The organism is Bradyrhizobium sp. USDA 4011 (assembly GCF_054063415.1).
In genome coordinates this window covers 6,288,124-6,311,083 of the sequence record NZ_JBSSGG010000001.1, presented here as the reverse complement: position 1 = coordinate 6,311,083, position 22,960 = coordinate 6,288,124, and the positions used below count along the sequence as shown (strand labels likewise).

Annotated in this window: 20 protein-coding genes and 3 pseudogenes; 7 read left to right on the top strand and 16 right to left on the bottom strand. The window is 59.6% G+C overall.

Going from position 1 to position 22,960, the window contains the following annotated elements:
• Window positions 1-538 precede the first annotated feature (538 nt).
• The 5 genes and pseudogenes from ACVW1C_RS29805 to ACVW1C_RS29785 form a co-directional block, all read right to left on the bottom strand.
• Window positions 539-2,677, bottom strand: a complete 2,139-nt coding sequence (locus ACVW1C_RS29805) for a prolyl oligopeptidase family serine peptidase (protein WP_456761347.1) — start codon at window positions 2,675-2,677, stop codon at window positions 539-541.
• A gap of 626 nt (window positions 2,678-3,303) precedes the next feature.
• Window positions 3,304-5,032 (bottom strand): annotated as a pseudogene (locus ACVW1C_RS29800) (alpha,alpha-trehalose-phosphate synthase (UDP-forming)).
• Between the two features lie 363 nt (window positions 5,033-5,395).
• A complete protein-coding gene (locus ACVW1C_RS29795; protein WP_456763212.1) occupies window positions 5,396-5,929 on the bottom strand; it encodes a DUF2285 domain-containing protein in 534 nt (177 codons plus the stop codon).
• 58 nt (window positions 5,930-5,987) lie between these two features.
• Entirely contained in the window at window positions 5,988-6,176 is a 189-nt protein-coding gene (locus tag ACVW1C_RS29790; RefSeq protein ID WP_456761346.1) for a transcriptional regulator domain-containing protein, read from the bottom strand.
• Window positions 6,177-6,596: 420 nt separating this feature from the next.
• Window positions 6,597-7,223, bottom strand: coding sequence for a type VI secretion system ImpA family N-terminal domain-containing protein (locus ACVW1C_RS29785; protein WP_456761345.1), 627 nt, complete (start codon window positions 7,221-7,223; stop codon window positions 6,597-6,599).
• Between the two features lie 568 nt (window positions 7,224-7,791).
• Between ACVW1C_RS29785 and ACVW1C_RS29780 the strand changes: the two are divergent.
• From ACVW1C_RS29780 to ACVW1C_RS29770, 3 genes and pseudogenes are all read left to right on the top strand, one after another.
• A pseudogene (locus ACVW1C_RS29780) lies at window positions 7,792-8,729 on the top strand (isocitrate lyase/phosphoenolpyruvate mutase family protein).
• Window positions 8,730-8,938: 209 nt separating this feature from the next.
• Window positions 8,939-9,730 carry a phosphocholine cytidylyltransferase family protein gene (locus ACVW1C_RS29775; protein WP_456761344.1) on the top strand — a complete coding sequence of 264 codons (792 nt, stop codon included), beginning with the start codon at window positions 8,939-8,941 and terminating at the stop codon, window positions 9,728-9,730.
• Between the two features lie 21 nt (window positions 9,731-9,751).
• Window positions 9,752-10,177 (top strand): CDP-alcohol phosphatidyltransferase family protein, encoded by a 426-nt coding sequence (locus ACVW1C_RS29770; RefSeq protein ID WP_456761343.1) that lies wholly within the window; start codon window positions 9,752-9,754, stop codon window positions 10,175-10,177.
• A 761-nt stretch (window positions 10,178-10,938) separates the two neighbouring features.
• Here the strand turns inward: ACVW1C_RS29770 and ACVW1C_RS29765 are convergent.
• The 9 genes from ACVW1C_RS29765 to ACVW1C_RS29725 all read right to left on the bottom strand — a co-directional run bounded on the left by ACVW1C_RS29765 (window position 10,939) and on the right by ACVW1C_RS29725 (window position 18,405).
• Window positions 10,939-11,181 (bottom strand): glycosyl hydrolase family 28 protein, encoded by a 243-nt coding sequence (locus ACVW1C_RS29765; protein WP_456761342.1) that lies wholly within the window; start codon window positions 11,179-11,181, stop codon window positions 10,939-10,941.
• Window positions 11,182-12,033: 852 nt separating this feature from the next.
• Window positions 12,034-12,987: a class I SAM-dependent methyltransferase gene (locus ACVW1C_RS29760; RefSeq protein ID WP_456761341.1), complete on the bottom strand. Its 954-nt coding sequence runs from the start codon at window positions 12,985-12,987 to the stop codon at window positions 12,034-12,036.
• Between the two features lie 511 nt (window positions 12,988-13,498).
• Window positions 13,499-14,441 (bottom strand): IS630 family transposase gene (locus ACVW1C_RS29755; protein ID WP_456763211.1). Its coding sequence is split into 2 segments (ribosomal slippage): window positions 13,499-14,104 and window positions 14,106-14,441, totalling 942 coding nucleotides; the frame shifts between segments, so codons are not numbered across the junction.
• An 85-nt stretch (window positions 14,442-14,526) separates the two neighbouring features.
• Entirely contained in the window at window positions 14,527-14,748 is a 222-nt protein-coding gene (locus ACVW1C_RS29750) for a hypothetical protein (RefSeq protein ID WP_283088291.1), read from the bottom strand.
• A gap of 366 nt (window positions 14,749-15,114) precedes the next feature.
• Window positions 15,115-16,011, bottom strand: a complete 897-nt coding sequence (locus ACVW1C_RS29745; RefSeq protein ID WP_456761340.1) for an SDH family Clp fold serine proteinase — start codon at window positions 16,009-16,011, stop codon at window positions 15,115-15,117.
• Window positions 16,008-16,343 (bottom strand): DUF6527 family protein, encoded by a 336-nt coding sequence (locus tag ACVW1C_RS29740; protein WP_456761339.1) that lies wholly within the window; start codon window positions 16,341-16,343, stop codon window positions 16,008-16,010. The genes ACVW1C_RS29745 and ACVW1C_RS29740 overlap by 4 nt, the downstream gene beginning before the upstream one ends.
• On the bottom strand, window positions 16,340-17,725 hold the full coding sequence (locus ACVW1C_RS29735) for a ThiF family adenylyltransferase (protein ID WP_456761338.1): 1,386 nt from the start codon (window positions 17,723-17,725) through the stop codon (window positions 16,340-16,342). The genes ACVW1C_RS29740 and ACVW1C_RS29735 overlap by 4 nt, the downstream gene beginning before the upstream one ends.
• A complete protein-coding gene (locus tag ACVW1C_RS29730; protein ID WP_456761337.1) occupies window positions 17,722-18,111 on the bottom strand; it encodes an E2/UBC family protein in 390 nt (129 codons plus the stop codon). The genes ACVW1C_RS29735 and ACVW1C_RS29730 overlap by 4 nt, the downstream gene beginning before the upstream one ends.
• Before the next feature lie 12 nt (window positions 18,112-18,123).
• Window positions 18,124-18,405 (bottom strand): multiubiquitin domain-containing protein, encoded by a 282-nt coding sequence (locus tag ACVW1C_RS29725; protein ID WP_456761336.1) that lies wholly within the window; start codon window positions 18,403-18,405, stop codon window positions 18,124-18,126.
• Window positions 18,406-18,444: 39 nt separating this feature from the next.
• Between ACVW1C_RS29725 and ACVW1C_RS29720 the strand changes: the two genes are divergently transcribed.
• The 3 genes from ACVW1C_RS29720 to ACVW1C_RS29710 are packed head-to-tail and all read left to right on the top strand — an operon-like array spanning window position 18,445 to window position 19,513.
• Window positions 18,445-18,693 carry a DUF6290 family protein gene (locus ACVW1C_RS29720; protein ID WP_456761335.1) on the top strand — a complete coding sequence of 83 codons (249 nt, stop codon included), beginning with the start codon at window positions 18,445-18,447 and terminating at the stop codon, window positions 18,691-18,693.
• Window positions 18,694-18,728: 35 nt separating this feature from the next.
• Complete coding sequence (locus tag ACVW1C_RS29715) at window positions 18,729-18,938, top strand: hypothetical protein (protein ID WP_456761334.1); 210 nt, start codon at window positions 18,729-18,731, stop codon at window positions 18,936-18,938.
• Window positions 18,938-19,513 (top strand): Fic/DOC family protein, encoded by a 576-nt coding sequence (locus tag ACVW1C_RS29710; RefSeq protein ID WP_456761333.1) that lies wholly within the window; start codon window positions 18,938-18,940, stop codon window positions 19,511-19,513. Before ACVW1C_RS29715 ends, ACVW1C_RS29710 begins: the two co-directional genes overlap by 1 nt.
• A gap of 563 nt (window positions 19,514-20,076) precedes the next feature.
• On the opposite strand, the gene ACVW1C_RS29705 is transcribed toward ACVW1C_RS29710, so the two are convergent.
• A complete protein-coding gene (locus ACVW1C_RS29705) occupies window positions 20,077-21,162 on the bottom strand; it encodes an IS5 family transposase (RefSeq protein ID WP_456761332.1) in 1,086 nt (361 codons plus the stop codon).
• A gap of 92 nt (window positions 21,163-21,254) precedes the next feature.
• Window positions 21,255-21,410 (bottom strand): annotated as a pseudogene (locus tag ACVW1C_RS29700) (IS630 family transposase); the annotation flags it as partial.
• Window positions 21,411-21,914: 504 nt separating this feature from the next.
• Here ACVW1C_RS29700 and aepX point away from each other — a divergent pair.
• Window positions 21,915-22,784: a phosphoenolpyruvate mutase gene (gene aepX, locus ACVW1C_RS29695; protein WP_456763210.1), complete on the top strand. Its 870-nt coding sequence runs from the start codon at window positions 21,915-21,917 to the stop codon at window positions 22,782-22,784.
• The last annotated feature ends 176 nt before the right edge of the window (window positions 22,785-22,960 follow it).

The window sequence follows — 22,960 nt, the reverse complement described above, 5'->3', positions numbered from 1 at the left end:
ATTTCTCCCGCACCGCCACCGCCATCGCTGACTGCCGGGACCGCGCGCGACCGAGACTTCTTTCGGATCGGCCTGTCACGGCGAACTCAACGGCCTGGCTCCCTGCCCAGCCGGTCGACCAGCTATCGGTCGAGGCACATAACCCATGAGATCCGGTGCCCCTGAGGCGCAGTTAGATTCCATATTCATTTGGTACAGGGTTCATCCCTGCGCGATTTCTCCAGAAAAGCCAGAACGGAGCTTGAGATTTAGAATGCCAACTCGTGGGTCAATTTGGCTCAGCAAAACGTCGACCTTTCGTTGGGAGACGCCTTGCCAGCCATATTGCATGACGAGTTGGAAATTGCGGGCTCGTGTTCGAACACCTCTAGCGCTGCGGGAAATTCGTCCAGTCCCCTTGAAATCTGCAGCATCCGGTCCGTCGATTGGCTGGTTCTGTGTATCGCCTCGCATCTCGCCTCGATGATTCAGCTGACGGACGGGGTGACTAGGGATCATGAATGGTCTGGAGCCTGGTTCGATTAGCCCGTCCGCCGGTTTATTCAGAACAAAGCCGCCTCGATGCGTAGGTGTATTCAAGGGCTAGTCGACGCGCCACTTCGATGAGGTTGGCCGCCGCGCTGTGTCCCCCATCGATGTTCTCGTAATAGAAGTAAGGCTGGCCCAGGGCGGCGAGCTTTGCTGCGGCCTTGCGGCCGTGCGCGGGATGCACACGATCGTCCTTGGTGGAGGTAAGAATTAAAGGCGCAGGGTATGGCTTGCCCGGCACCAGTTTCTGATAGGGCGAGTAGGCTTCGATCCACGCGCGCTGCTCGGGAAGAGCGGGATCGCCGTACTCGCCGATCCAGGAGGCGCCGGCGCCCAATTTGGTGTATCGAAGCATGTCAAACAGCGGCACCTGAATGATGGCCGCGTTGAAGAGCTCGGGGCGTTGGGTGATTGCGGTGCCAACGAGTAGCCCGCCCTGGCTGCCGCCAATGACTCCGAGCCGGCGCGGACTTGTGATCTTGCGGCGGATCAGGTCCTCGGCAACGGCGATGAAATCATCCCACGTCGTCTGCTTCGTTGCCCCCTGGGCCGCTTGATGCCATTGCGGGCCAAACTCGCCCCCCCCGCGCAGATTTGCAACGACATAGGCATTGCCCTGTTCAAGCCACAGCCGCCCCACAGGGCCTAGATAAGTGGGCAGAAGCGAAGCCTGGAACCCGCCATAGCCATAAAGAAGTGTCGGAATGGCGCCGTCAAACCTTGCGCTTTTCGGTCTCACCAAGGAATAGGGAATTGTGGTGCCATCACGCGAAGTCGCGTCGAACTGCTCTACGACATGCTTGGAGGCATCGAACGCAGTAGGTGTCGTCTTCAATTCTTCGAGTTTTTGAGTTTCGGCATCAAAATACCAGACTGACGTTGGCCTGAGATAGTTTTCGACCGAGAACATGGCCTGGTCCGCTTCGTCGGAGGTGGCTGTCACGTTGACATTTGTATGTTCCGGCAGCTCGATCGGCGTCGCCGACCAGGCTCCCTGATCGTACTTGTAGACGAACGCTTTACTCTGAACGTTCTCAAGGATTGTCAAGATCAGCAAGTTCCTGGTCGGACAGACCTCGCTTAGCGCCTGGCGGGGTCCGGGCTTAAAGACAAGTGATGCTTTGGCGCGCAGCGGATCCTGTTTCCATTCGGCCAGATCATAGGAGATCAGCGAGCCGGCACTGAAGCTGACATCGTTGGACGGCCTCCATTCCTCATCGAGCGTCACTAATAGACGGCCACTCACGAGGCCTATGATCTCCGCTTTCTTCGGCAGATCGAGCTTGACGGGCCCATCCGGCCGGAAGACCACGTACTCGTGCTCGAAAAACCCGATCGCGCGAATGGCCCCCGTCGCATGAACATGACCTTCACTGTCTCGAAGTACCAAGGGGTCCGCCCGAACATCGTTGGGGTCGCAGCGAAAGATCTCGCGCGCCTCGCTGAGTGGTTGAGCGCGTTTGAGCTCCTTGACCACAAAGGGGTAGCCGGCCTGCGTCAAGGAGCCCTCGCCCCAGTCCCGTGCAACTAGGAGCGTGTCACGATCGACCCAGCTGACGTTCTGCTTGCCCTCTGGAAGATAAAAGCCGTCAACGAAGGTCTTTGCCTCGCAGTCGAACTCGCGTATGGACGCAGCATCCTTGCCGCCATCGGAAAGACTAATCAGGCAAAGCCGTTCTTCAGGCGGAAGGCAGCTGGCGCCTTGAAAGATCCAGTTCTTGTTCTCGGCAACCGCCAAGGCATCCACGTCAAGGATGGTTTCCCACTGTGGGTCTTGGCGACGATAGCTCTCAAACGTGGTGCGCCGCCAGATGCCGCGCACATGGGCCTCATCTTTCCAAAAATTCCCCAACCCGAGACGCCCCAGCGAAACGTATGGAATTCGATCCTTGGCTTGCATGATAGAGAGCGCCTGTTCGTAGAAGACCCGATAGCGGGAATCTGCCTGGAGTACCCCGAGTGTCTTCTCGTTCTCGGCACGCGCCCATGCCAATGCGCCCTGTCCTTCGATCTCCTCGAGCCACAGGAATGGATCGTCAGTGACCGCCGCAGCCTTTGGCTCCTGTGAAAGCGAACGTCGCTGTGAAAGCGCAGTGGAGGTGAAGCAGGCAATCGAAAGCAGCGCTGCGGAGAGGACTGAGGTGTTCATGGACTTGCTCCGGCTGAGGTCGAGCGGCCACGCGGGCCTGGCGCGTCACGCAGGAGCCGCGGAAAGTACGCAACGCATGACATGGCTCGGCTCGCGCTCCCTCGCGGACCGTTCACTGCAAGCTGCATGCCGACCAAGGCACCGCAAGTTTCCGCCGCTTAGGGTGCACCACGATGTCCGCTTGCCGACATTGGTTGCCAAGCAGACAGGGCGATGTCGGCAGGACCGAGTGTCAGACAGCACGTCTGATCTTTGCGGCCAAGTACCGGAACAGAGGACCGCTCGCCGCCCGGCGTCGGAACGCTTACCTCCAAATGCGAGGTACAATCTTCCGAGCTATTTCATCGGGCAGACTTATCGACGCGCGTCAGCATGACATAGAGCAGTACGTTGATCAGCAGCCAGATCGCGATCAAGCTGAGGGCAGTGCGCATGGCGATCTCCGTTTCGTGACTGCAAGGATCCGCTGAGACGTTCCGTTCATCATGCGGGCCAGCCCGGGCCGAAAGCACCGCGCCAGCCGCCAGTCCTGTATTGTGCCTCTCGCCTGCTACAGAAAAGCAATCCGCCGTGTGCTGTTCGCCCCGTCGGTCCCTCTTCGGCACCGGACTGTTAGGCGACCAGCACTAGGTCAAGCTGTCCGGTTCCGGCAGGACCCAGAGTCTGTCCTGCGTATGCCTCAGTGCAGTCAAAGTCTCGGCATCTGTCCTGTACAGTGGCACTTGAGCTTCGTTGGTCCAGCCAAGGCCAAGATGGTGGAACTGATCAGCCGGAACAGTGACGCGGCTTTTGTCCAGTTCGCTAACGTAGTCCGCCGCCCAGTCGTGGATAGTATAGGATTCAATCTTGTCCATCATCGAGCGCCAGCGGGTGACACGCTCCTCAAGCGGCATGTGAATCGCCCTCGAAATAGCGGCTGCGATTTCTTCAGGGTGGTTCGGATCCACCAGAAGCGCTTCGTTCTCGTTGAAGTCTTCAGCTGCGCCCGCAAACTTGGATAGGACCAGCACGCCGGGGTCCTTCGGGTCTTGTGCCGCAACATATTCTTTCGCCACGAGATTCATGCCGTCGCGCAACGGGGTCACGACGCCGACATGGGCGGCGCGGTAAAACCGCGCGAGTGCCGCCTGGCTGAACGAATCGTTCTTGTAGTGGATCGGGCTCCACCGGTCTGAGCCATGCTCGGCATTGACCCGATTGATCGCGCTCTCCACGTCTTCTTTGCTGATACTGCTCGACATCGGCGCGTGAGGACGGTGCGATCTGCAACAGCGAGATGCTGTGGGGTTCCATCCTTAGAAGCTGATTGAACCCTTCGACCCGCTTGTCGATACCCTTGGTGTAATCAAGCCGGTCCACGCCGATCGCAAACTTGGATCCCTCGAAGCTTTTCAATATTGACGAGACTGTTTCTTGCTCTGCAGAAGAGAGATCTGCAGCGAGATAGTCTGCGAACTGCTCAGGATCGATCCCGATTGGGAACTTTTTCAGTCGCGTCTGACCGCGCTCCGTGGTGACGACGCCATCCTTGGTTTCCAATCCGAAATGAGTTCGGAGATACGCCGAGTAGTTGTTCAGATCCCGGTTCGTCTGGAATCCGAGCAGGTCATACTTCAGCGTCGATTTCATCAGTTCGCGATGATTGGGCACGCGCTCAACCATGTCGGGCTCGGACCACGGCGTGTGAAGGAAGAAACCGGTCGGCCGGTCGATGCCGAGTTCATGCAGTCGGGCTCCGAGCGGGAGCAAATGATAGTCATGCACCCAGAATGCGTCCCGATCCCGTACGTCGTTGACCGCACCCGCAATATAACTGTTGGTCCTTTGATAGCATTCATAATCGTCTTCCGAGACCGACATCCGGTCCGGCAGGGAGTGCAATGCCGGCCACAGCGTCGAATTCGAAAAACCACGATAATAGCCAGCATGGTCAGCGGCCGGCAGATCGAGCCTGGCGACAAATCCCGCACCAGTCTCGACCAGTGGCAGGGGCACCTGGGTCCCGTCGCCGTGGTTTTCCGAGGAGCCGACCCACACAGCGCCGGACCGTTGCACGACCGGCTCGAGGGCGGCGGCAAGGCCGCCGGTCTGGGGTTTACTGGGGTCGAAGGGCGCAACGCGGTTCGAAATGACGACAAGCTTCAAATCAGGTTGCTGGTTGACCGCACCCGCCACCTCGTCCGAGGCAATAGAATGGGCGGGACCTGCACCAGTTGGTTCATGCAGCTCCGGCGATATCTCGTCCAGTTGCTGGTCAAAGGCGTGCTGGTTTATGGTTTCATCTTGCTGGGCAGCGCCTGATGTACTGCCATAAGCCAACGTTGCCGTGTCGAGCGCATCATGAATTCGAACCATCTCAAAACTCCGTTTGACGATGTTTGCGTTTGATTCAGTCGCAGATCAGCCCCGGATATCCCCACCACGCCAGGATGGCAGGTCCAGCTTTCCGGAAGCTGACCAGTCGGGAGCCAAATAGCCGCACCGATGCCCTTATCCAGGACTTCGGCGCGATGGTTGCGCATGAGACACCGGCATCGAAGTCAGATGAAGACGTTCAGCTTCATTGCGTTGATAAGCGCACGCAGGACCTGCCCGTCAACTCGCCCCCACACGGTCGCCCTCGAAGCCACGATGTGCTCAGGTGCTCTGAGTAAGAACATATTCGCTCCCTTCGGGCTGTTGATTGGGGCATGGCACGCAGCTGACATCATCCAGAGCTCAACTGGTATCATCACTGCCCTTGCTCTTGTGACGAAGCAAATCACGATAGCCGCCGCGAACGAGGCGCAGTCCCATCTGGACCAGGCGAATGGTTCGGCTGCGCAGATCATGTGTCTTCCAGCCTCGATCCGGCATGCGAGACTTGCCGAACAGGCCTTCAGCGATCGTGCGGTAGCTGTTGCCTTCGAGCCAGCCATCTACGGCACGCAGGCCAAGTATGTGCCTGTCCCGGGTGCCACTCGACTGGGCGAGAGGGGGCCAACCGACGCGGCGCTGTTCCAGCGCCAGCCAAAATCGATGAGCAGCCCGCAAACGGACATCGAAGTTGCGGTCGAGCGGCAAGTCCATGGCAACGGGTGATCTATCTGGCGAAAGCTCACTTAGCCACAGCCGATGTTTCGCTCCTCCGAGCGGCACGATGGCATGCCAACCATCCGCCGCTTGCCGGAGCTCGCAGCCGGCCAGTTCGGCGAAATCCAGCCTGTATCGAAGCGAGTCGTCCAAACCGCTCGCCATGCCGATGGTCAGCACGGTCGGCAAGGCCTCAGGCGCCCAGAAAACAGCCTGTTCGTAGAACGGCTTTCTCGGATCAGCTGCGAAACGTCAGTCCCCACTTCCGCCGGAAGTGATCCGCACCGGACCGTCCCTTCCTGCTCAATGCCTTGAAGTGCTTTTGATACTCGCGATCGCGCCGCAGCCACTCCCAGGCTATGTCGGCAGCTTCTGCTTTTCTCAGATCCTGATATGCGCTTTCTGATCTCCAGTCGGCACCTGACATCACTGTTCCCCGCAAGCTCTGGAATGCAAAGCCAAGGAAACGGCCTGGTTGTGACGATTTGTAGTTGCACGCGCTCAGCAAATCGACATTTCGCGCATTTTGGTGATGGAACAATCAACTTTTGCGATCCCATGAAGCTCTGGTCCGCCCTCGATACCTTTGCTCTTCGTTTTTGCAGGTTCGGCCCTGCGATCGTGCCCGCCGCGACGTGCTCACCGGCGGTACCCAAACAAGCGAATGCTGGTGTGCTGATAAGGGGGGCGCTAGGAACAATCGAAACGACGGCAACTCGCCCAATATTCGCGACGCCTGCACGGCATCGCACTTGCCGGAGAGAGAGCACGAGCAGCTGTGTATAGGCCATCAGCGTTGCCCAGTCCTGCTCTGGCCTTGTTCAGAACCTTCATCCAGGGAACGGGGCTACTCCGATGCTACACCCGCTCCGATGGCCCGGGCCGCGTTTTCAGCCGCTGTGGCGATTACCACGCTTGCCCGTTCATTATATGGTTGTAGCAAACGCGACAAAACGTCCAGCGCCATCGGTTCGTGAACGAGCTTCGCCCTGAGTTCATAAGCGAGCCCCTCCAGAGCGTCGCAGGCTGCGACCACTGCTGAAGCATCAGCGTCAGTCGGCTCATTCTCGGCCAATGCCGGCGCAAGGTGAAGAAGCCATTCTACCGCGCAGGCGCGCGCCTTTTCCTGCTTGCTCGGCGGAAACAACTCGTCCCAACGCGCCTCCACCATGATTCGCAACTTGCCGAGACCGACGGCAAGCCCCTCATATCCCTCCGCTCGGAACAAGCCATAAGAGAGCCAGGAGCCAACCAGGATGTCCTGTGATCTCTTCGACAGAATATCGAGCGCCAGCATATTGACCTTGCCCCAGTCGACGGCGGTCGGTCCCTCCAGGTCCATGCGCCGGATCTCGGCTTCGAGCCGCCTGAAGATGGCAGCTCCACGAATATTATTGCCGGTAGGCACAGCCGTAGCGCCGCTACCTAAACGAGCAGCGATATTATCGCGGACTGCGAGCCAGTAATCGATCATGCCGGCAAGAAGGTTTTGATGGTGCGATCGGTCGCCTCATCGAAACAGCCGACCGCGTGACCAGCGCGGGCAATCCGCAAATGCTTGACGGCTGTGCGAGTCACCACTGCCTCTCCTTTAGCCGGTGATGCTGCTGACGTGTTTCAATCAAGAATCATGCCAACAGGCCTGGCCCGATCGTAAACGCGTTTAACGACGATATGAGGACTCTCACGTCGCTCATTCGACATCGGAACCTCGCCAGCGCTCTGGGTGCGCTTCGTCGTTTCGCTTCAGGCGCACCATGTCTACGCTCGTGCCAGAAGGCGCGACGTACGAGGGCGGGAGTCGCATTTGTGCGGCACAAAGCGAAACAAGATTCGTGCGCAGACGCGCTCTAAATCTCTTGCGGGGCTGCAAATTTCACCGGGCCGGATCGAACGCGCCAGCATCGGCCGGCACCTCCATTTTCGAGATCAGGTCAACTACCAACACTCGTCATTGATCCAGATGACGCCCACATGTCACCGTCGATCGCGAGCGACGGCCGGTCAGGCGCACCCGGCCGTTCAGATGCACAAGGGTTCGCATGCAGGTCCGAGCACGTACCGTCTCCGCAAATCGTCCTATTCCGTCCGCAAGAGAATCGTTTGCGGACATGATGCGCGTCCAGATCGGCTGCACCAGTGAAATATCGTTTCTCATGGAAGCGCACGATGGCCTCTCCGCCGCGATCGCCGGACGCGCAGGTTTCAAAGGGCTGTGGGCATCCGGCCTCTCGATCGCGTCCTGTCTTGGCTATCGCGACGCAAATGAAGCGTCCTGGAATCAGCTTGTCGGCGCAGTCGAGCGGATCGTGGACGCGAGCCAGTTGCCGGTTCTGGTCGACGGCGACGGAGGCTTCGGCAACTACAACAATGCTCGCCTGCTGGCCCGGAAGCTCCGTCAATGCGGCGCTGCCGGAGTCACGCTGGAAGACAGCTGTTTTCCGAAAACCAACTCGCTCATCGGCGATCGACACCCGCTCGCCGACATCAACGAGTTTTCGGGGCGGCTGCGCGCTGTAAGGACGCGGTCGCGGACGAGCTGGTCCTCGTTGCCCGTATCGAATCGTTCATCGCGGGGCATGACATCCAGGAAGCGATTTCGCGCGCCCACGCCTATGCGGACGCCGGATCCGACGCGATCCTCATTCACTCGCGCAGAAGCGCCGCCGACGAGATCCTCGCGTTCGCGGGAGCGAGGCGGAACAAACTGCCGGTCGTGATCGTGCCAACGAAGTACTATCGAACACCGGTCTCGGTGTACCGCAGAGCGGGCATCTCCACCGTGATCTGGGCCAATCACTCCATGCGAGCCGCGATGGCTGCGATGCGCCAGGTCTGCAGTCGCATCATCGCGGAGGAGAATACCGCCAGTGTCGAGCCCAATATCGCGACCCTCGACGAAGTCTTCGAATTGCTCGGGTATGACGAGCTCGCCCGCGCCGAAGCGAAATACTTTCATTCTCCGCACCATGATCAATGAGCCTCATCCATGCGGGCGAAAGGCCGTCTTGGGGCTCATCACGAGGCAAGAGGTGGCATGCCGCAGCGGTCGCACGCCTCCACGTCGCCGATCGGAGAGAACTCCCGGAGCCCGCGAGGGAAGTAGTTCTGCACTTCGCGACACCTGCGGCTGGGCGAAGCCGCCACCTGAAACCCTGCGCGCATCGGACGAACTGAAGGAGCTTCCGGATGACTGACATCGCTCCGAAAGATGCGATCATACTTGCCGCTGGGTCCGGCTCCCGCCTGCGGCCGCTCACGGATCTGCGACCAAAGCCCCTTGTCGAGGTCAATGGAACGCCGATCATTCTCAACGCCTTGCGACATCTGGAGGCCGTCGGCGTGGAACGCGCCGCGATCGTGGTCGGCTACCGCAAAGACGCCATCCAGTACGCTTGCGGGGCCCGGTTCGGCTCCGTCCGTATCGACTACATCGAGTCTTCTCTTTTCGACCAGACCGGCAGCGCGTATTCGCTCTGGCTGGCGCGCGACGTCCTGCTCCGCGGCGATCATTACCTGCTGGAGGGGGACGTCTTTTTCGAGCAGGCCGTCCTCGATCGTTTCGATCAAAGCGAGGCGTCCGCGGTCGCGGCGGTCGCGCCATTTGATGCGAGGATGCAGGGCTCCGCGGTTCTGCTCTCCGAAGCTGGTTTTATTTCGGGCTTTCGTCTGCAACAGTCTGGCGCCGACCTTTCGCGGAATCCAGCGCTTTTCAAGACGCTGAATCTGTTTCGCTTCTCGGCGTTCGCTCTGCGGACAACGATTGTTCCAGGCCTGGACGACATTATCAGATCAGGAGCCACCAGGTCCTACACGGAAGAACTTCTCGCATATTTGATCGAACGACGGGGCCTGCAACTCGCGGCAGCGCGATGTGACCATGAGCGCTGGTGGGAGATCGACACGGCTGACGATCTTCGAATAGCGAACGAGCTGTTCGCGGAACAGCATTCTCCCCAGCACCCCAGCCCCCGGACTTGAATTCACCAGCGAGCGAAGACGATGCTCCGCTATTTGCTTGACCCGGCCAACGCGATAACGGCATCCGGACTGATATTGTCGGGCATCGCCCTGTCTCTTGCGATCGACCGTCGCATTGAACTTGCTGTCGCGATAGCCCTGTGGGCGATGCTCGCAGATCACCTCGACGGGATTGTCGCGGGCCGGCTTCGGAATCGTTCGGAAACGGCCGGGAAGATGGGCAAGAATCTGGACGGCTTCTCCGATCTCGTTTACGGCGCGGTATTTCCCTCGATCACGTTGCTGCAGTTGCAAGGCGTAAGCCCCCTGTCTGCCGCTCTTGGCACGATGCTGCTTGTCGCAGGCGCGCTTCGTCTGAGCTATTTCGGGGTGTTTGGCCTGTCGGCAGATCGATACTTTTCGGGTTTGCCCCTGTCTTACGACGTTCCACAAGAACCGGACAATTGACCTCCTTGAACGTATCGCCCAAACGCTAGATGTTCATGTGTCTGAATTCTTTGTTGAACCTCCGGAAGGTGCGACACCTCCCAAGGCCTTGCCTAAAGGTCGAAAGCCGACGCGTCCACGTTGGAAGAAGAGATAGTGCGCTTCACATGAGAAGCACTTCATAGAGGCCTTATGGCACGGGTCCCCTGACGACATGGGGCGACGGTTCTGCTTGAGTTGAACGTTGCGCAACTCGCAGGGTCTGCCGCGCGGCAATCAGGATGGATGGAAGCGCTTCCCAGCCAGATTATTGCCCTATGCAGGGTCAAAAGTCGCAGAGCTACAGGAGCAGAACGGTTCGCGTGGAGCAGACCTTCCGGAGACATCGACCTTACTCGGCAACGAGATCAGCGAATTGAATCTGGTCGGCGTACCTTGGTATGGGGACGATGGGTCTGATCTACTCGAACTGCGGCTTTCCAATGCCAGGTGACCATTGCCGATCAGGACAATTGTCAGCAGGAGAGAGACACTTGGACGTCTTAGCGCCAGATACATATCGGTTGGTCGCCGGTTCGCAAGCTGGAGAAGGTTGTTAGCATCGTGGTTGAGCTTTCGAACTCAGTGAATTCCAAGCCCCACAGCCTCACGAGATCCATCTGTACCTGACGTACAGAACCGCACGTCATTTCGTCCAAAACGTACGGAAGATTTTATCATAGGTCACTCGCTCCACCAGGCCGCCCCGGCTGACATCACTCTTGATGTCGCGCCGTCGAGAATTAGCCCCGCACGAGGATGTCGCTCACACCGGAGCTCACCTCACTGCCGATCGACATTCCATGTCCCCAGCCGAAATAGTTATCGACGATGGAGACATAGCGAGTGGGACCGTTATTGCCGGCCTTGATTGCCACATTGTCGTCTCCGGTACGGATGACGCTATGGGTAATGGTCACATCCTGGCTGGCGCCAGGATCGATGCCGTCGGTGTTGCGGGCGTCGGCAGGTGTAGATGCCGCCACCGCGTTCTAGAAAAGCTGATGAACGGGCGGCAGCCGTCACCTTTACCTGCGATGCGACCGCAATGTCCCGAGCCCCTGTCATACGCGTTCGGGTCGGACATCGCAAAAAGCGTGGCACCTCGCTCGATCCATAGCGTGACGTCCGATTTCATCTCGAGTGGACCTGACAGGAACTCGCCATGCGCCAAATAGACCGCTGCACCGGCGGGGCAATGGGCAATGGCGGCCTGCAACGAGGCGGTGTCGTTCGTTCCAGAGGCCATCGGGCGGGCGCAAACATCACGCGGCGCAATTGGTTTAGCGACAATGCTGCGGTCTTTCGCCTGGGCGGCTAGGCAAAAAGCCATAGATCGCGATGAACAGTAGAGCCCGTTAGCGGGAAAGGTTTGTCATCTAACATTCTCATGCATTATTGCGGGCACTTTGCCGCGCGAACTGTTTCCGAGCCGAACGCGAGCTCGAGTAGCGCCGCCCTTATCCGTGGCGCGCGCAAGGTGTCCCTAATAAGACAACACCAGGATAGCGCTCCCGCCCAGTTAAGACTGCGGATGAGTCGGATACGGTTCGAGGCGCTGGCGACGAGTGTCGCAGCGGCCGGCGAACCGGTGGTCCAGCCAGCGTTCTCGCCACTATCATCCGAAGTGCACCCCTGAGGCGAATTGTCTTCAGCCGCGCCTTGCTGGCTTTCGTACGCTATTCAGCTGCGTCTCGAATATTGCCGAGCAAGTCAAAATCATGGACCGCGTTGGCCAGGACGTTCTTCCTTGCAAATTTGAGTGGTTGCGGAGTTCGCAATCACCGACACCGACATTCCCTGGCCACATCTAGGGCCATCATCGGAAAACGAACCCATCACGGCTCCAGCGCGACCTGCAAGCCCTCATTCCCCTCAACGTGAACAAAACGTGGCCCGATCGGCCGTCCCCTGCCGCTGGCGACGGTGACAATGTCTTCCAGTGGGTTGGCGCGCGCGTCCGCCTCGGGTCGGGACAAGATCAGATCGGCGTGAAACAGCCCTTCCGATTCAAGGCCGGTGGCATCGACGCCAAGCCTCGCCAAAGTAGCCAAACAACTTTCAAACTCTTCAGCATCGCGAAAGCGACGCTGAATGAACGTTGCGCCGGTAAGACGTTCAGTCACAAGGCCATACTTCGCGAACGTCGCAGCCAAGGAGTCAAATGGGAACATTCTTAGCACGAAGGAGATGATCCATGGACGCTTCTCCGTCGCATCGAGAATCTTGCTGAACGTCTTCTCGGTAACGTAGCCGATGCAGCCCGTCGACATGATGACATCCGCGGATCTAACAACAGGCGCGCTGTCGGTCGATAGCGCCTCCGTTTCAAGATCGGCGACAATTCCTTGCTCAATCAGACCAACACCCGTTGCATAGCCGATCGCCGGTGCCGATACATCCAGGCCGATGAATCGTGCCAAGCCGACATCAGGCCAAGCTGCATAGAAATTGCGATCGAGACGCACCAGTGTCTCAGAACTAATCGCCCTCATCTCGCGTCGGGCATAGCGGTGACGCAAGCCCCCGAAGGTCAGTGGAAACCGATGCACCGCGGCGTTGATGCCGTATGAACAGCCAACATCAAGCACGACCGGCTTACGGCCGGTTGCCGAGGTTTTCGCTGCCAGAATCTGGCGCACAACCGGCTCAGCCACGTCCGGGATCATATAATCCAAGTCTCCCAGGACAGAGAAATATGCTCTCGGATCATCCAAAGCGTAAATATCATCGAAGATAGCTTTAGACTGGTTGATACGCGCAAAATCTGTTCGCAACTCAACGTCCCCCATTTCATTTTACAGGCCGCTCGACGGTTGCGGCCTTCAGTCACCCGGTGCCTTATCGCAGAGATCAGCCGACGCTTAAATCCCATCTGGCCGATACGGATCTACTCCGAGCGATCAGGACCATCAAGAGGCCCATCATCATCGATGCGCAACCGCGAACCCAAGGCAAATGACTAGATTTCCGTACCGCGCTGACGTGTTCGCGCGTGACTCCATGCCGCTCTTGCAATCGGCGGTGCTGCGACGGCGCGGCTTGGCTCACTCGGTAACTCCCCTGATACTTTTCAACGCTGGGCTCACGGAACCCCAAGCCATCGCGCGTCTCGCAGCTGACCTCGCGAAAGATCAGATTTCGCGCGCGAGTCCTATTGATGTCGGGGGTTGGAGCAACTCATACCTTGGTTTAGACATCCGAGGCGGATATCTGCCGCATTTTGCTGATGATTTGATCGCTCAAAGCTCACACATTTTGGCCGGACGGAGACGGGCGGACGCGCTTTAGAGCATGATGTGTTTATACGGAAACGTACCCTGAATTTTTGAGATAGTTGGCGCACTCCTCCTTGGAGAAGACGTCGAGGAGTTCGCCGACCTTGCGCCAAGTCGCTTCGACATCACGCGGCTGCGCGGCTCGCATCAGGTGTTTGAGCTTGGCGAAGACCTGCTCGATCGGATTGAGGTCGGGGCTATAGGGCGGCAGGAAGAGCAGATGGGCTCCTGTGGCGCGGATGGCGTTGCGCGCCGCCTTGCCCTTGTGACTGCCGAGATTGTCGAGAATGACGAGTTCACCCTTTGCGAGGGTCGGCGCCAGCACCTGCTCGACATAGAGGGTGAAGAGCTCGCCATTGATGGGGCCGTCGATGACCCATGGCGCGCTGATCCGGTCGTGGCACAGCGCCGCGATGAAGGTCATGGTCTTCCAATGGCCGAAAGGCGCAGACGCCTGGAGACGTTGCCCACTCGGTCCCCAGCCTCGCAGCGGCGCCATGTTGGTTTTGATCCAGGTCTCGTCGATAAAGACCAGGCGCGAAGCGTCGATCCTGCCCTGATGGGTCTTCCAGCGCGTCCGTTTACGCGCGATATCGGGGCGATCTTGTTCGGCCGGCAGGATCGTTTTTTTTGAAGCTCAGCCCTTCGGCATGGACGAACGTCCACACTGCCCGCACGTCGGTCTTGATCCCGCGCGCAGCCAGTTCCTGCGTCAGCTTCCGCAAAGTGAATGGGCCGGAGCGAATGCGTTTGCGCAGCCAGTCGGCATTGGTGCCGGACAGAACCGGCTTCTTGTGACCGCCGATCTTGCCGGGAGAAACGCCTCCGGTCTCCCGCCGCAGATTCTTCCACTTCGTCACACAGGAAGGACTGATCTGAAGCGCTTCTGCAATCGAACGAACGGTCTCGCCCGCGTCAGCCCGCGCCAGAGCGAGTTCACGAAGATCTTCCGAATAGGGTCGCGTCATCCATGCTGGCCCCCGTTCCAGCATGGAGTTTGAATCAGAAATTGTCCCTTCTGGGAATCCCGATTCCGGCAAAAAACAACATGCACTAGCGATCGATCAGGCCTCGTAGGATGGCTTCCGCGCGCATCGAGACGGCCGTGTAAAGCTGCGCGGCCTTGATGGATTTGAGCCTTCCTGGGTCATTCTGAGCGATGTTGGGATCAGATAGAAGGCGCTGGAAGCGAGCTCTGCGCCACGCTTGCACGCGGCGAAGGCGCGGCAGTATCGCCGACTGCTCCTCAATATTGACCCGCTTCTCACTCGCCACGCGGCCGCTCCTCTTGAGGTTGCAAGCGTAGCGCAACCTCGGCGCGCGTGGAAGCGGTTTCCGGAATCCTACGGGTAGGCGCACTCCACGCCTTTTTGCCATGTAGCTAACCAGCGTTAGGTAAGACGCGGGATCGTGCGAGAGCATCGTCGTGTCGTCATATCCGCCAGTCGTCCGAACGCAGATCGGTAAAGCTGGGCGATCGGTGGCCGGCGGATATTCTGGCAGGTTTTGTGCCGGCAAGAGCCGTTCTGGTGCGCTCCATCAGCCCGAGTTCTTATGGAGTTCGGCGTTACCAGAGCGATCTCAAAATCGTCCGCGTTAAAGTCACTGCGCGCGATACCGCTGTCGTGCGCATGCCTTGCGTCAGAGCAGCAGCGACACATAGTTCGATTCAAAAATCCGTTGTTCGGATTCGATCACCAACCGCAAATGGCAATAGAGCGCCCAGTATTTGCGCCACACCGGATCGGTCGACGGCATATACGTGATCGTCAGACCCATCTCGTTGGCGGTCTCCCATCCGATCATCTGGCCGTGCGACTGATATTTGTTAATGTCCATCAGTTCGCTGGCGATCTTCGAGAAATTCTTGCCACGGCGCTTGAGCAGATTCTCGGCGAACGAGCGCGCCCGGTCCCTTACCGACTGGAACTTACGCACAATCGTCGGATCGAATTTTTCGAAGGTAATCCGCGCCGCGAGATCGTCTGGCGTGTCGCGCAGCGTCGTTCGCGCGGCGTCATAGGCGTTGAGGTAGGTCAGCACGGAATAGACGACGTCTGAGCCGTTCCCGTCCCGGGACGACACCTGCGGGTCGATCGGACCGAGCTCGGACGAGTCGCTCATCACGATCGCATTGGCGCCGAGCGCCATCAGCGTGCCGGCGCTCTTGGCGTAGTCCGGAATGATGACCCTAAGTTGCCCCTCCTCGCCCGTCGCACTACGGACCAGCCCGATCAACTTCTCAGCCGCATCGACATCGCCGCCCGGCGTGTGCAGCAGGAGATCGATCGGATCGCCGGGGTTGACGTTGTGGAGCATGTCGACGAAGCCCAGCGTGTCGATGCGGTCGACCTGTGCCTTGTTGCCGGCGACATAGCATAGCAATTTGGGATGCTCAGTCTCAATGTCCTTGATGAGCGTCTGGCGCTGATAGCGCGCCGCGTTCATCGCGGTGAACATCGGAGTCTTCTCAATCGCTCGCGGCGGCTGCGGCGCGATCGACTGCGGTTCTTCTATTCCCTCTTCACTGTCATTCATCGATCACTGTCCCTGGCCCATTCGATCCGACCGCGGCTAATAGAGTAATGGCAGCGCCGCTCGCTCCCGCGATAGTCAATGCTTGGAGAGATGGTTAGTCGCTGGACTTGATTCAACGTCCAATGCGGCCTCCGCGCCAGGTCGGTGTTGAGCATAATCCGGTGGCCGGTCCGGCACGGGCAGTCGAAGACGATCCACTTGGTGCGGCCGGCGTCGCCGACGAGCGCGACCGCGTTGCGCGGCAGCTGATCGGGCACCTCGTCGACCGAGCCGGCCTGACCGATCACGCGCCAGCGCCAAAAGGGAAGCCATTCCCACAAGGAGATCTTCATTGCGTGCCCCAGAGCTGGCCGAGAAACGGCTCCTCGTCGCCAGCGCCCCATTTTCCCGCGCCCGGATGACAATAATGCCCGCTGCGGGGCGCTGCGCGGTTGGTGGAGATCTCGCGCTCGTGCAGCCTCAGCAGCGTCTCGGTCGGCCGCTCGGGCGGGCCATAGCCGATCAGGCGGTCGAGCAGCTCGTTGACGGCGGCGGCCGCCACAGCGGTGGTGAAGGCCACGACCGCGGGCTCCACCTGACCGAGCGCCGGCGCATAGCCTTCGTCGGCCAGCTTCTGGCGCTCCTCTGGCGTTCGAATCTCCGCCGCCGCGCGCGCCATGTCGACCCGGTTGCGGCAGACCAGGCAACCGGCGCCGGGCGTCAGGGTTGTGATTCGGCCGTCGATGCCGGTCAGAGCGCCGCTGCGGTCGCTGCTCAGGAGGACGCCGACATCGATCACCGGCGTCAGCAGGAAGGTTGATAGGCGCGACAGGATGAGACGCCCGGCATTGTCGTCAGTGCAGCCGAATACCAGATCGACCGCACGCAGCGCCTTGGCAACCGACTTGACCGTCGTCATCCCCTCTATCGTCGAGCCGACGAGGTCGGGCGCGATCCGCCTCAAATGGGCGTGTAGCAGGTCGACCTTGGCTTGCCCGACATCGCCCGGCGTCGAGCCATAGACACGGGTCACATTGCTGGCCGAGAGCTTATCATTATCGATCAGCAGGAGATGGCGCACCCCGAGCCGCACCAGCTGTTCGGCGACTGCCGATCCGGTGCCGCCAGACCCGACGATTGCGACCCGCAGATCGCCGATCACACTCTGAATATCCGGGCCGAAGGCGCGCACATTGCGGTCGAAGATCGCATCCGGCGCCGACGACTCGCGCGCGAAATTCTGGATCAGTCGCCAGCGTTCGCCGACGATCCAAACGCGATCGATTGATGTCGTGGCCTCGTCCTCGGGCGTCAGCTCGCCACTGAACACGAAGCTTTCGCCGCGGGGCGAGGCGATCAGCGACGCGTAGATGCCGGAGCCGCTGCGCAACTGGAAGAGATCGGCGATATCACGATCGACTTGCCGGTCGAGCTTGCTCGGCAACGGCACGCCGCCTTCGCCGGGATGGGTATGGAACCAGATCGGCACGGCGCCGTCGGCTTCCGCCGCGCTGAGCGCGCCGACATAGCCTCCGGAGCCGATCAGCATGTGATGGGGGCTCTGCTCGATATAGGCCCCCTGCGACACCCAATGCAGCGACCGCCCGAGGAGACGGAGCTCAGCGCCGACATCGACGCGACGCGCAAGCAGCACGCCGGCACATTCGAGCGGGTTGCGGGTAGCAGAGGCAATCTCGTCGGCGAGCGGACCGGGAAGGACGAGGGTCGTGATCATGCGGCGCGCGCCCTTGCGGCGGCCTCGAGCTCCTTCCGGACCAGTGCCAGAAAGCTTTCGAGCGAGTCGATGCCGGACCGCCACTGGCCGGGATTGAGATGACGCGACCAGCGCTGCCAGGTGCGGCCGAGATAGACCTCCTGCAATTCAGTCGCGGCGATCACGTGACCGTCCGCGCGCCGGATCGCCGGCGCGAACCACCACATGTCCGGCTGCATGTCGGGATAGCCGGGCGCGAGCCGAAGCAGGAGATCCGCGGCTGTGCCAGCAAACCCGTTCGGCAGCGGAAAGGATGGAATGACGATCGCGATCATGCCGCCATCAAGCGACACGGCATGTCCGGGCGCCCGCGCCTGCAAATACTCGTGGTCAATGGGCGGCAGCATCGGCCCCTCCCCTCAAGCGCGGCCCGGGTTGATTTGCGCCGGCGCGGTGAAAAAGCGCAAGCCATTGCGCATCTCGACCATGGCGTCGGCCTCGATCTTCAGATCGGAGCCGCCCGGCACGACCTCGAACAAGTCGCGATCCGGGCCGATGTCGGGTTCCGGCAAACGCCGCAGCTGCGCGCCGGTGAGAACCGGCTCCGAGACCTTGTGGGTCGTGCGATCGATCTTGATCTCAAAGGTCTTTGAGCGGTCGGGCCGCTCCTTGTCGTCGTTGTCGACGTGCTTGTCGTCCATAGCCACCTCCGCATATTGCCACCGTGATACCACGGAACCATGCCGATTGACAAGGGCGGCGATATGGTGCAAAAAAGCGCTATGAAACAAGCTAAAGCCATGACCGTCCGTCTCTCCGAAGAGCAGGCGCAAGCTCTAGAGATGGTCGCCAGTGTCGAGAATCTGCCCGTCTCCGACATCATCCGCGCCGCAATCACGACCCATATCGAGACCCGCCGGCGTGACCCTGGGTTCCAAGCGGGCCTAAAGGACCGGATCTCCCAGGCGCGCAAGCTGCTCGACCGTTAGACTTCGGCCGGCGAGGTTCGACACGACAAGGACTCATGAAAAAGACCACCAAGGGGCTGAAGCCCAGCACGACCGGCCATGTCCTCGGCCAGCGCACCTTCGCTGCGATCACCGCAGTTGAGGGGATTAGCCTGAGCGCCGCCAGCCGCAAGCGGCTCGCCGACATGAGCAAGCGGAAGCTCTCGCCCGACGATCAGCGCTCCGAGGTGATCCGGGCCTATCGGGACGCCAAGTCGCGCGGCTGATGGCGGCCGGCTACGACGCCTTCGATGACCCCTACGCCTACAAGGGCACGACCACCCTCAAGAACAAGCTCGGCCTGCGCGACGCGGCGCAGCTCGAAGCGTTTGAACTCGAAATGACCACGCTGCGCGCCCGCGAGCCGCTGCCGCGCGGCAAGCTAAACGCTCGCCATTATTGCAGCGTGCACCGCCATCTCTTCCAGGATGTCTACAGCTGGGCCGGCAAATATCGCAGGGTACGCACCGCAAAGGGCGGCAATCCCTTCTGCTATCCTGAGTATATTGACGGCGAGATGACCAAGCTCTTCGCCACCCTGCCCGCAGCGCTCGGCGCGGACGGCCCCGAGGACTTCATCGCGGAGGCCTCGCGGTTCCTCGGCGAGCTCAACGCCATTCACCCCTTTCGTGAAGGCAATGGCCGCTCGCAGCTCGCATTTATGGCGATGCTCGGCGAGACTGCGGGTTTTGCGTTCGACTTCGCGCGCGTCCGGCGCGACAGCTTCATGCCGGCTATGATCGCGAGCTACGCAGGCAATCTGGTGCCGCTTTCGGCCGAGCTGAGGTCCCTGCTGTGCTGATGTTTCGATGCGCATCAGTTCGGCCGTCGTCCAAAAAGGTCAAGTGGCCCTTCCCGCGCTCCTGGACTCCATTGCAAAAGGCGGGACGCACTTGAAGCCACTCGGCGCGAAAAGGCGGCAGCGGACCGTGAACCAGCGGCTGTCTTTCGATTATTTGCACTTGTCGAAGCTTCAAACTTGAAAAATGCCCAAGCCCGCGACCGGTTACTTCAGCTCGCGGTTGCGATCCCGGAAGCACAATCTGCAGTCAAGCGTCCCAGTTCGGACTAAGCGAACGAAAATCAAAGCTTGCCGGCGTTCGAGACGCGGTTACTGAGAGGCATAGTAAAGTTCTAGACCCATCATTACTATAGGTCGCGATCCGTTCTTGTCGCTCGGCGAGCGGAATGTGCCGTCGTTCTCCGTGGTGAACGGAGCTTATCGCGGCACAAATCGCACTAGCAGTCTGCTGAAAAACCTTGAAATGGAGAGCTTTCTTGTTGTTGTGGCCGTTGTTGGGGCCGCGCGGTGGAGTTGGTTATAGTTTTCCAGGCTGGTGTTGGGTGTACCCTGACGCGGGGTGGCTACGCGGCAAGCAGTTTGGGAATGCGGATCAGGTTATAGGCGATCAGATTGAGCAGGAAATCGGCGGCGACGCGGCCGATGCCACGATGTTTGGTCTTGCGCATGGTGCCGTGCTGCTTGCCCCATCCGAAGATGCACTCGACCATCGCCCGGCGTGATTGCGACATGCCATATCCCGGATGCCGCGTGGTTCGTTCGTCGATGGCGCTGTTGCGGGTCTTGCCGGTTTTGGTGACGGCCTGGTTCTGCGTCACATGCGGCGTCACGCCGATGGCGCGAAGATTGTCGACATGATCGACGGTATCGTACGCCTTGTCCTCACCGGCGGTGATACGGCGGCCTGCGGCTTTGCGTCTCGCCCTCAGCATGGTCTCCGAAGCCCGGCGTTCGGCGGTGCCATCGGCATGTGTGACCCTGCCGGCCACCGCCAGCCCATGCCGATTCTCCATGGTGACGTGGCCCATATAGCAAAGCTTGGCCTCCCGTCCGGCCGCCTTGCGATAAAGCCTGCTGTCCGGATCGCTGGTGCTCGCATGGGTGTCGTTCTTGCGCTTCTGGCCGTGGAAGTTGGCGCCGTCCTCATCGTCGCCGCTGCCGTCCTTGGGGCGAAAGCTCTTCTGTGAAGCCCAGGCTTCGATCAGCGTTCCATCCACCGAGAAGTGCTCGTCCGACAGCAGCGGTTTGACCTGCGGATGGTTCAGAAGCCTGGTCATGAACTTCGTGAACACATCGCCGTTCTGCAGCCGCTCCCGGTTCTTGGTGAAGGTGGTCGGGTCCCACACCGGATCGTCCGGCGACAGTCCCACGAACCAGCGGTACAAAAGATTGTAGTCCAGTTGCTCCATCAACTGGCGTTCCGAGCGGATGCCGTAGAACACCTGCAGCAGCAAGGCGCTCAACAATTGCTCTGGAGGGATCGAAGGGCGTCCCTCGCTGGCGTAGAGCCTCCCAAGGCTGCGGTTCAAATCACTCAAAACGTCCCGGACAAGTTCCCGAACCTGCCGCAGCGGATGGTTCGCTGGCACACGCTTATCCGGCGCAATGTACGAAAACAGGCCGCCCTGATCCGTAAACCTGCCGCGCATCATCATCTCCACCGAATCGAGATGATAAAGTGAATCATCAAGCCCCCTCCGTGGCGAGGGGTTCTTCAGCAGACTGCTAGAGCGTTTTCCGATCACGTTGCGTCGTAACCAGCCGCGACGAGATAATTTTGACATTCCTCGGGTGAGAAGCGTTTGAGAGCGTTGGCGATTGCTTGCCAGAGATCGGGCATGGTGCGCGCTGCGGCGGCCCGCAACAGCGCTTTCAGTTTGGAGAAGGCCATTTCGATCGTCTCAGAGAAGAAGCAAGCCCGCGAGTCTAAGAACCACTCTTTTTCATCGCGCCTGGAACACTCGCTTTTTCATATTCGCGCCTTGTTCTTTGAACTCTCTCACTCACGAAGATCTTCGCGACTCAAGGCCAAAAAAGATCACGATAGTTATTCCTTTCGTGAGACAGCGATTACAAGAGACATTTTCCTTCACAAGGCACTTGAGCATTCTGCTTCCGCGCGAGCCCGGTCCAACCCCAAACATTGCATTGCCCCCCTCATCCCGTGTGCCGCCCCATAATCGTTGCCAGCTGTCATCGCGACTGCAAGCCTTCAGACGAGATGCGCCCGCTCAACTACCAATCCAAGTCGTTGATCCAGGGGACGCAACGATGTCACACCTATCGACGACAAACATCGGCCGGCCACACAAGCCGGCAAGGACTCTGCATGCAAAATCAATTACAACAATCTGCTCTTGCTAATGGCTCTTATCCTCGCGCCGGCTCCTCACTTCCCGAAATGTTGCGCGATCAAATTTGCTCCAGCAGCGAGCTCACCTTTCTCATGGAGGCGCACGACGGGCTCTCCGCCGCGATCGCCGACCGCGCCGGCTTCAAGGGTCTCTGGGCGTCGGGCTTGTCCATTGCCTGCTCGCTCGGATACCGCGACGCCAATGAAGCCTCATGGAGCCAACTCGTCGACGCAGTCGAGCGGATCGTTGACTCGACCGAACTGCCTGTTTTGGTTGATGGGGATGGAGGCTTTGGGAACTTCAACAATGCACGTCTCTTAGCTCGGAAACTGCGTCAGCGTGGCGCGGCCGGCGTCGCGCTGGAGGACAGCTGCTTTCCCAAGATGAACTCGCTTATAGGCGACCGGCATCCCCTCGCCGATATCGACGAATTCTCCGGTCGTTTGCGTGCCGTAAAGGACACGGTCGCGGACGATCTGATCCTCGTGGCACGTATCGAGGCGTTGATTGCCGGCCACGACATGGATGAAGCCATTCTGCGCGCTCACGCTTACGCCGATGCGGGAGCCGATGCGATCCTCATTCACTCGCGAAGAACTGCCGCGGACGAGATCGTTGCGTTCATGCGCGCCTGGCAAACCAGATTGCCAGTCGTGATCGTTCCAACGAAATACTATCGAACTCCGGTCTCCGTTTATCGTAAAGCCCGCATCTCGACGGTAATCTGGGCCAACCAGTCCCTTCGCGCGGCAATGATGGCGATGCGACAAGTCTGCGCTCGCATCTTCGCAGAAGAGAACACCGCAGGAATAGAACCCAATATTGCGACGCTCGACGAGATCTTCGAAATGTTCAAATACAATGAACTCGCACGCGCGGAATTGCGATACCAATCTCCCGATAACCCACGGCAATAGCTTTCCACCCATACAACAGCTTATCGAAAGACCGCTCGTCATGCGACCCTCCGCCTTACTGTCACACTTCAGGAGATTTTTGCGCGGAACATATGTTCTCCGCGCTGATACTGAACATAGGATCAAATGGCGCGACGAAATGATCGACCTGTGCACTGCTGCGTATCTCGGCTCGA